Here is a 9,011-nt window from a genome sequence, read left to right on the forward strand (position 1 = left end):
CCGTAAGCTTCACCGATAATAAAAGCGCGACGACCACTCATATTTGGTACCAACAGCGCATATAAAATCGCTGGTGACACTATTGCTAGCGGCCAGAACCCATGAGGCGCTAGCGCAAATAAAAAAATAGCCCCTGCAAGCCATGCTGCTACTAGCGTAAACCATAGCGGTAATTGATTTGAGTGAGTACTCAAACGCTTTTGTAGATTAATAGTAGACAGGCGCATCGCAAATTATCCAAAATTATGAGTTTTGAATTTTTAGTCAAAATCCAAAACTCGGATAGACCTGTTAATACTACAGGCAGCATTTCAAAATGAAAACTGCTTATGATACCAGTCCGCACTGCTCAATGGATAAATTTACGTACTCCGTTTGATGGGTTATTATGCTACATTACCAAACGATATGAAGTGTTACTTGACCTTCTATAGCTCACAATATCTACAGTACATGAGAGAGCACTATGACCCCCTTAAAAATAAAATCCAGTCTTATATTCAATCGTTATCTGTCTAAGGGGTTGCGTAGTACGTTATTATTACTGGCTGCCTCATCACTATTTGCTTGTAGCCAACCGAGTAGTGGCGTATCTGATGCAAGCACAACATCGGCATCAACTGAAGATGTTTTGGCTGTTCCAAAGACAGCTGAACCAAACGTTATAAATAATTCTATGATGACATCAGTAAGTAAACCAGACTTACTAAAAAACGTCTCAGCCACTGTCTATAAAGATGCCAATTGCGGCTGCTGTAAAGAATGGATAAGTCATGCAGAAGATAATGGTCTAAGTGCAACCGCGCAAGATGTTGCGGACTTAGCCGTATTTAAAGAGCGCTACAGCGTTCCAAATGAAATGCGTTCTTGCCATACTGTAGTCACTACGGATGGTTACGTCTTTGAAGGTCATGTACCCGCTAAATATATGGCGCAGTTTTTAGAAAATCCGCCAGTACAAGCTATGGGTCTTGCCGTACCTGGCATGCCTATTGGTAGCCCAGGTATGGAGTATCAAAATAAATTCATGCCCTATCAGGTTATGCAGCTCAATAAAGACGGGACAACCCAAGTTTATGCTGATATTGAATCGGTAGAGCAGCAATTATAGTGTGTTAGCAGTTAAGAATACTTTGATTATAGTGTTAGCGTTAAAAGTAAATGAGGCAGGTATAAGACTGTTCTATTGCTTATAAAATGATTCTTCATCAAAAAAATCATTAGCTATTGCGACTTTAAAAGCAAAAATAACTTTGAATTTGTAACTTTTGATGACAATGTAAGCGGATTTATCGGTTATTAACCCTTAAAATAGATAAATAATTAAGGGTTAATACAAGAATATACAGGATGTATCGAAACAATTACGTAATATTACATAAGCCAGTAGGGAATTAACATCTATATTAATATTATAAATTATTATATTATCTTAATAATTAGTTAGACCCTATATAGGGTAATTACTTCATCCAATAGAAAAACGTCTGAGGGTTAAATCTAAATTATAGATTTAACCCTCAGACGTTTTTTTGCTTATAAAACAGTAGAAATTGTGGTCAATCTAGTCAGCTATATTCTGTACATGTTACACAAACTTACATTGTAAAATGTGGGATATTAGCAATTTTTTCGACATCAAAAAAGTATTTTTGGGGTTTTTAAGGGGAATGACAGGCTAAACAACCTATGCTAAAGTCGGCTTTGTGTTTTGGTCAGCAGCTTGATTTGTAACAGCTTCGTAAGACTTCAATGAGCTGTGATCGCCAATAATTATTTTTTATATGAATAATATGCAGCAGAAGTATCAGTCACTATGACGTATATATACTTGTGTTGTTGAGATTTAATTGACTGCGCTGTTGTTGATAACAGACGATTTTGAATTAACCGTAGGTATTAGATTTATGAAACAGGCTTTATTGATTTTGTCAGTACTGGGTATGGGCATAGCACAAACGAGTGGTGCTGCTATCACAATCTCTCAAACAAATAATACCATCACCAATACTTCTGTGGCATCAAACTACGGTTCATCAAAAAACATCTATAGCACCAAAAGTGGTGCTTATGTTTCTAATAATGATGAAATTAGTCAAGCAATTAGCAACCTAAGTGCGCAGGCCAAGCAAAAAGAGAATCAGCTTTCATCATTAAACAGCCGCTTATACGCTGAAAAACAACAGCAGCAAGTCAATACAGTTCCTGACAGCAATTCAGCCCCCGCTATCGCTGCTGCTCGCGCCTCAAAAGTGGCTTTATCTGGCAGCTCTGGATATTGTGCCCGTTACGTACGTAAAGCACTACAATCAGCTGGTTATGAATTTACACCCAATCCTTCAGCCTATCAGTACGCCACTCGTGGCACGCTTGATAAAGCAGGTTTTAGCAAAATCAGTAATGATATGCCAACCCAAGTAGGTGATGTTATTGTCTATGATCGCTCATCAAAGCGCCCGCATGGCCATATCCAAATATTTGATGGCGAAAATTGGATTTCTGATTTCCGTCAGAACAGCATCAGCCCATACAGTGGTGTCTATGCTTATACGACATGGCGCGATTCAAAATACGTGGATGACGCATCCGCATCAGATCGTAATATCCACCTTGCTATGAATGATAAATAAGACTTTCTAAGTCAGCACAACATAGTTGTTATTTCCTCCAACCCAGTAGTGATCTTAATATCATTGCTGGGTTTTTTTGTGCTTAACATCAGGGCGTATTTAACCTTTCATGATTTGATCCGTCAGAAATGAACACTACTGATATCATTACTCATGACAGGAGTTATCGACAAGCGCGTTTAAAATGCCACATGATGACGCTGGTGCACTACTTGCACATTTCTGGCGCAAAACGGTCAAGTGATGCTTTAAGTGCATCAGTTCTTCCATTCGTATTTCCACAGCATGAATGTGCTCATCTAGCAAGTTATTCACATCGCCGCAGTCCTTGTCAGGCGACTCCCAGTATTCAAGTAAGATTCGCACATCATCTAAAGCCATATCGAGCGTACGGCAATGTAGGATAAATTGTAGACGCTCAATGTGCTCTTCATTATATAAACGATAATTCCCTTCGCTACGAAAAGGCTCGGGTAATAAGTGCTCCTTTTCGTAATAGCGAATGGTTTCTACTGTGGCACCTGTGCGTTTAGCGAGCTCACCAATTTTGATTGTCATAACAACCTCTATGATTTAAATAATTAAAGTGGCTGTAAAGACTAGCGCTAGAGAAATTAAAATTACGAAACTGTAGATAAATAACCTTGACTCTAAAGCCACTAGAGGGTTCATAATATCATTATTCAAAGGGTAAATTATTATGAAATATCATATTGAAGGTATGGACTGTGCCAGTTGCATCGGCAAGATTGAAACAGCTTTGAAACGTATGCCTGGGGTTTCTGATGTTGAGCTAAATTTTGCTACAGAAACGCTAGAGCTAAGCTTGGCCCCTGATGCGCCGACTCAGGCTAGTGATATTGAAAAAACCATCAAAAGCCTAGGGTTCGGTATATCTGCCAATACTGGTCAACAAACTGTATCGGCTATTGATATTGACAGCGACAATCAGATGGCTCCGCAGGATAAGCGGTGGTGGCAAACTCAAAAAGGCAAACAGGTTGTTGGTCTCGGTATTTTGATGGGCAGCGCTTATGCACTGTCACTACTGTTCCCCGCTTATGGGATATGGGTGTTTGCCATCGCTGTGATTGTAGGCGTTTTTCCATTTGCACGCAAAGCCTTAGCACTGGCTAAAACAGGTTCATTCTTTTCAATTGAAACGCTGATGTCCGTCGCCGTGCTTGGCGCACTTATCATTGGTGAAGCTGAAGAGGCCGCAGCGGTTGTCTTTTTGTTCTCAATCGGTGAACTGTTTGAGAGTATCGCTGCTGATCGCGCTCGCGCTGGCATCAGAGCCTTATCATCGCTGGTTCCGAAAAGTGCGATTTTACTTGATGCTCAAGGTGGGCAGCGTAACGTTCCAGCGACTTCATTACAAGTGAATGACCTTGTGCTGGTGCGTCCTGGAGATAGGGTATCTGCTGATGGTTCCATTGTTCAAGGTGCGTCCAGCCTTGATGATTCGCCCGTGACGGGAGAGTCTGTTCCTGTTGCCAAGACGATGGGTGACAATGTATTTGCAGGGTCAATTAACATCGATGGTGTGCTCCAAGTGCGCGTAGAAAAGACAGCCGCCGATAACACTATTTCGCGCATTATTGATTTGGTAGAGCAAGCGCAAGCTTCCAAAGCACCCACTGCCCGTTTTATTGAGAAATTCAGTCGTTACTATACACCGGCTGTGATGGCTATTGCCGCCCTAATTATCATCGTCCCACCGTTAACCATGGGCGGAGATTGGTCAACTTGGTTATATCGAGGTCTAGCCTTATTATTGATCGCTTGTCCTTGTGCTCTTGTGCTCTCAACACCAGCTGCTATCGCCTCTGGTCTAGCGGTCGGTGCGCGCCGCGGCTTGCTGATCAAGGGCGGTAGTGCTTTAGAAACCATCGGCCAAGTGAAGACAGTCGCTTTTGACAAGACAGGCACTTTAACTGAAGGCAAACCACGCGTGACCGATGTTGTTGCCTTTACACAAGAGGACTCAAGTATTCAAGGTCAGAATTCTCAAGGTAAAGATAAGGTATTGGCGCTCTTTGCCAGTGTGGAGACAGGTTCTAGTCACCCGCTTGCTGAAGCTATTGTCAGTCATGCCAAAGCCGCCAAAGTTGTCATACCTGTGGCTTCTAAAGCTTCTGCTACTGCGGGTAAAGCGGTACACGCAACTATCGCTGGGCGCGCGCTAGCTATCGGTTCGCCTGTTTATGCCGCAGATGAGGCATCAATTTCAGCCGAGCAACAGGCACAAATCGAGGCGCTGCAAAATGAGGGCAAGACCGTCTCAGTTCTTTTCGATGAGCAAAGTCGAGAAGTGCTTGGATTGGTCGCACTAAGAGACGAGTTACGAGACGACGCTCATGAAGGTGTGGCTCAACTTAAAGCGATGGGTGTGCGCTCCGTCATGCTAACAGGCGACAACCGCTTAACCGCTCAAGCACTTGCCAGTAATTTAGACGTGGAATGGGAAGCTGAGCTGTTGCCTGAGGACAAACTGCGCTTGCTTAACGAGATGAAGAATAACAGCAAAATAGCGATGGTGGGTGATGGTATTAACGATGCGCCAGCACTAGCAACCGCTGATGTTGGCATCGCGATGGGTGGTGGTACCGATGTGGCCATTGAGACGGCCGATATCGCATTATTAAAAAGTCGTGTTACAGACATGGCCCATCTGATTGCACTTTCGCGTGCCACCATGCGCAACATTCATCAGAACGTCATTTTCGCTTTAGGTCTCAAAGGCGTCTTTCTGATCACGACCGTATTCGGCATTACTGGACTATGGATTGCGGTTCTAGCTGATGCTGGAGCAACAGTGCTCGTTACTCTCAATGCGTTACGTTTACTGCGCTTTAAAGGCGCGCCTCCACTGGTAACTCCGCCTAAAGTAGTTAAATAAAACCCTTCGAAATCAATTAAAAACTAGAGATAGCAGCAGATTTCGGGGGTGGGTTCTAATAATAAAAATTCCACCGCTACAGTAAACTGCAACCGCATTAGAGTAAATAAGGTTAGACCGTATGTTGATTACAGAATTGGGCTATTTTGCCTTGCTTACCGCTTTTGTATTGGCGTTATTGCAGGTAATTCTGCCAACTATTGGTGTTATTCGTAACCAAGTTGCTTGGCAACGACTAGCCCCTAGCTTAGCTTGGGCACAGTTTGCCGCCATGATAACGTCATTTGGCGCTTTGATAGCAGGTTTTTATTATAATGATTTTAGCCTCAGTTACGTCGCGCAGCATTCCAATACGCTGTTGCCTTGGTACTATAAGTTATCGGCGACATGGGGCGGACACGAGGGCTCTTTGCTGCTATGGATGACCATCATGGCCACATGGTGTGCACTGGTATCATACTTTAGTCGCGGCTTGCCGTTATCAATGCGTGCGCGGGTATTAGTTATTTTGGCCGGTGTACAGTTAATGATGCTAACAATGCTGATATTTACCTCGTCACCGTTTGAGCGTACCTTACCCAATCTAGCGGTCGATGGCGCTGATTTAAATCCTGTCCTACAAGATTTCGGTCTGATTATTCATCCGCCCATGTTATATATGGGCTATGTGGGTATGGTAGTGCCTTTTGCATTTTGTATGGCGGCATTGTGGGAAGGGCGTTTAGATGCTGCTTGGACACGCTGGTCACGTCCATGGGCGCTCGCGGCTTGGGGATTTTTGACCATTGGTATTGCACTGGGCTCGTGGTGGGCCTACTACGAGCTTGGCTGGGGCGGTTGGTGGTTTTGGGATCCGGTAGAGAACGCCTCGTTTATGCCTTGGCTTGTCGGCTTAGCATTGCTGCATTCATTAGCAGTCACTGAAAAGCGCGGGGTGTTTAAAGCATGGACCATCATGCTGGCTATTTTCGCCTTTGCCTTAAGCTTGCTTGGCACGTTCCTGGTACGCTCTGGAGTCCTTACCTCAGTGCATTCGTTTGCCGCTGATCCGACGCGTGGTTTGGTCATCTTAGCTATTCTTGGCATTATCATCGGTAGTGGTCTATTAATGTTTGCCGTTCGCGGTTGGCGTTTAACCGTTGAAAGTCAATATCAGCTGATTTCACGTGAGTCCTTTTTAGTGATCAATAACGCCATCATTTTGATTGCAACCTTAGTGGTGCTGCTCGGCACCCTCTATCCTATTATCGCTGATGCCTTTAGTCTCGGTCAGGTATCTGTAGGGCCTCCATACTTCAATGCGCTGTTTGTGCCTTTGACATGGCTGTTGTTAATCGCTATGGGTATGGGCTCTAATATTCGCTGGAAACAAGATAAGCGTCCGTTACTAGGGGTGGGTATCGCCATTGCCGCTAGTAGTATCGTATTGGCTGCTATTATCGCCTACTTTACCAGTCCATCTGCTATGTTCAATATTGGCGTGACTTTAGCGGTGAGCTTTTGGGTACTGCTATGGATGATCGTTGACTTTAGAGACAAAACCAAGAACGCCCCTAATTTCTTTAAAGGTCTGCGTCAGCTGCGTCTTAGCTATTGGGGTCAACAGACTGCTCATATTGGCGTATTGGTTGCTGTCATTGGCATAGCCTTTACTAGTAGCCTGAGTATTGAGCGTGACGTAGCAATGGGTATTGGCGATACAGTCAATGTTCAAGGTTACGATTTTGAAGTAACTGAATTTTTTGAAATAAAGGGTAGTAACTTTGATGCAACGCAAGCGCAAGTGGTGGTATCCAAAGACGGTCGTGAAGTGGCGAAACTGACTCCAGAAAAGCGTACTTATATTATCAGCACGATGCCAACAACTGAAGCTGCTATTGACCCCAGTCTTATGCGCGATGTTTATGTCGCACTGGGCGAACCTATTGCCGATGGTAGTAACCAATGGGCATTAAGGATTTATGTAAAACCATTAATTCGCTGGATTTGGTTAGGGGCAATTATCATGGCTCTAGGTGGATTAATTAGTATGCTTGATAAACGATACCGCATCAAAAAAATTAAAGCTCCGTTGCTAGTTACTGGTAGTTTGGCTACTTATGGAGTCAATGAGGTAGCTATTGAGCAGGCAATCTCAGTATCGACGATGTCGACACTAAAGGAGAAATAAATGACTATGTCGAATAATACTCCTGAGCAAAAAGATAGCCAAAACAGTAAGCAGCGTAACCCAAAGACAATGAAAAAAAAGCAGACGAAGCTATGGTTCTTAATTCCGCTTATCCTCTTTTTTGGTTTGGTAGTTATATTGTACATGCGCTTAGGTAAACCAACAGACATTGTGACCAATACCGCTCTTGAGCGTCCGGTTCCTACCTTTGAGCTGCCGTTATTAGCAGATACTACCCGTACTATCACCAATGATAATTTGCCGGATAAGCCGTTTTTACTTAATGTTTGGGGCTCATGGTGCCCAACTTGCGTTATTGAGCATCCGTTTTTAATGCAACTAGAAGAGCGCGGCGTTGATATCGTTGGTGTGAATTATAAGGATGAGATTGGTAATGCGCTCAGTTACTTAAACCGAGGCGGTGATCCATTTTCTATGTCTATTCAGGATTCATTGGGTCAGTTTGCTCTAGACTTAGGCATAACTGGTGCGCCCGAAACCTTTGTTGTGGATGGAGATGGCATCATTCGTCAGCATATTGTTGGTGAGATTAATGAAGCCAATTGGCAACAGCGTGTTAAGCCGTGCCTGACAGTACTTAATAAGGCTAATAAGAACAACGATAGTCCTGATCTCATTCAGGTTGAGGAGATGTGCAAATGAACGTTACTCGAATAAGAGCTCCTCAACTAAAACCCAATATAGTTTTAAAACTAGCAAGCTTAATACTAGCGTGTCTGCTTAACATGACGGCAAACGCAGCTATTGACGTATACGATTTTGACTCACCACAGCAAGAAGCTCAGTATCGTGGATTAATAGAAGAGTTTCGCTGCCCAAAATGCCAAAATCAAAACCTTGCAGCCTCTGATGCACCGATTGCACAGGATCTAAAGCAAAAAGTCTATGATTTAATTAAAGATAGACGTAGTGATGCTGAAATACGCGTCTATATGCAAGAGCGCTACGGTGACTTTATTAGCTACAAGCCGCCTATGCGACCATCAACATGGATCCTATGGTTTTTTCCACCACTATTATTGCTCGTCTTAATTATTGGTTGGTTTTGGCAAAGTAAGCGTCGCCAAGTTGTTGCCCGTGGTCAAAGCGGCGTCACAGTGAACAGTACTGCTGCCTTGACCTCTACGGAAAAGGCTGAGCTTGATCGTCTATTATCGCAAGCTGAGAGTGTCGACCACGACATTACTAGCCTAGAGGACAAAAAATGACTCTATTTTCTACTTTTGGCTTATTTGTAACTCTAAGCTTGCTGATTGCTCTTATATTTGCGCTGATTGCTATTATGCCA

7 protein-coding genes and 1 pseudogene are annotated in these 9,011 nt (G+C 43.4%); 6 read left to right on the forward strand and 2 right to left on the reverse strand.

Going from position 1 to position 9,011, the window contains the following annotated elements; translation table 11 throughout:
• A pseudogene (locus tag AAEY83_RS12380) lies at nt 1–227 on the reverse strand (apolipoprotein N-acyltransferase); the annotation flags it as partial.
• A 239-nt stretch (nt 228–466) separates the two neighbouring features.
• Between AAEY83_RS12380 and AAEY83_RS12385 the strand changes: the two are divergent.
• Nucleotides 467–1,111 (forward strand): DUF411 domain-containing protein, encoded by a 645-nt coding sequence (locus AAEY83_RS12385; protein WP_025643911.1) that lies wholly within the window; start codon nt 467–469, stop codon nt 1,109–1,111.
• Nucleotides 1,112–1,907: 796 nt separating this feature from the next.
• On the forward strand, nt 1,908–2,630 hold the full coding sequence (locus AAEY83_RS12390) for a CHAP domain-containing protein (protein WP_025643918.1): 723 nt from the start codon (nt 1,908–1,910) through the stop codon (nt 2,628–2,630).
• A gap of 147 nt (nt 2,631–2,777) precedes the next feature.
• On the opposite strand, the gene cadR is transcribed toward AAEY83_RS12390, so the two are convergent.
• Nucleotides 2,778–3,188 carry a Cd(II)/Pb(II)-responsive transcriptional regulator gene (gene cadR, locus AAEY83_RS12395; RefSeq protein ID WP_025643920.1) on the reverse strand — a complete coding sequence of 137 codons (411 nt, stop codon included), beginning with the start codon at nt 3,186–3,188 and terminating at the stop codon, nt 2,778–2,780.
• A 142-nt stretch (nt 3,189–3,330) separates the two neighbouring features.
• Between cadR and AAEY83_RS12400 the strand changes: the two genes are divergently transcribed.
• From AAEY83_RS12400 to AAEY83_RS12415, 4 genes are all read left to right on the forward strand, one after another.
• Entirely contained in the window at nt 3,331–5,532 is a 2,202-nt protein-coding gene (locus AAEY83_RS12400) for a heavy metal translocating P-type ATPase (RefSeq protein ID WP_025643923.1), read from the forward strand.
• A gap of 121 nt (nt 5,533–5,653) precedes the next feature.
• Nucleotides 5,654–7,702, forward strand: coding sequence for a heme lyase CcmF/NrfE family subunit (locus AAEY83_RS12405; protein ID WP_025643925.1), 2,049 nt, complete (start codon nt 5,654–5,656; stop codon nt 7,700–7,702).
• A 69-nt stretch (nt 7,703–7,771) separates the two neighbouring features.
• The gene (locus AAEY83_RS12410) at nt 7,772–8,365 is read left to right on the forward strand and encodes a DsbE family thiol:disulfide interchange protein (protein WP_025643927.1); all 594 of its coding nucleotides are present in this window, start codon (nt 7,772–7,774) and stop codon (nt 8,363–8,365) included.
• A gap of 83 nt (nt 8,366–8,448) precedes the next feature.
• Entirely contained in the window at nt 8,449–8,931 is a 483-nt protein-coding gene (locus AAEY83_RS12415) for a cytochrome c-type biogenesis protein (RefSeq protein WP_020443538.1), read from the forward strand.
• Nucleotides 8,932–9,011: the final 80 nt, after the last annotated feature.

This window comes from Psychrobacter sp. TB20-MNA-CIBAN-0197 (assembly GCF_040309765.1).
In the GTDB taxonomy this organism is placed as follows: Bacteria; Pseudomonadota; Gammaproteobacteria; order Pseudomonadales; family Moraxellaceae; genus Psychrobacter; species Psychrobacter submarinus.

What these genes read in the sequence shown, in the direction of transcription:
- AAEY83_RS12385 (WP_025643911.1), top strand. Translation starts at nt 467, where the DNA reads ATGACCCCCTTAAAAATAAAATCCAGTCTTATATTCAATCGTTATCTG.
- AAEY83_RS12390 (WP_025643918.1), top strand. Translation starts at nt 1,908, where the DNA reads ATGAAACAGGCTTTATTGATTTTGTCAGTACTGGGTATGGGCATAGCA.
- cadR (WP_025643920.1), bottom strand. Translation starts at nt 3,188, where the DNA reads ATGACAATCAAAATTGGTGAGCTCGCTAAACGCACAGGTGCCACAGTA.
- AAEY83_RS12400 (WP_025643923.1), top strand. Translation starts at nt 3,331, where the DNA reads ATGAAATATCATATTGAAGGTATGGACTGTGCCAGTTGCATCGGCAAG.
- AAEY83_RS12405 (WP_025643925.1), top strand. Translation starts at nt 5,654, where the DNA reads ATGTTGATTACAGAATTGGGCTATTTTGCCTTGCTTACCGCTTTTGTA.
- AAEY83_RS12410 (WP_025643927.1), top strand. Translation starts at nt 7,772, where the DNA reads ATGAAAAAAAAGCAGACGAAGCTATGGTTCTTAATTCCGCTTATCCTC.
- AAEY83_RS12415 (WP_020443538.1), top strand. Translation starts at nt 8,449, where the DNA reads ATGACGGCAAACGCAGCTATTGACGTATACGATTTTGACTCACCACAG.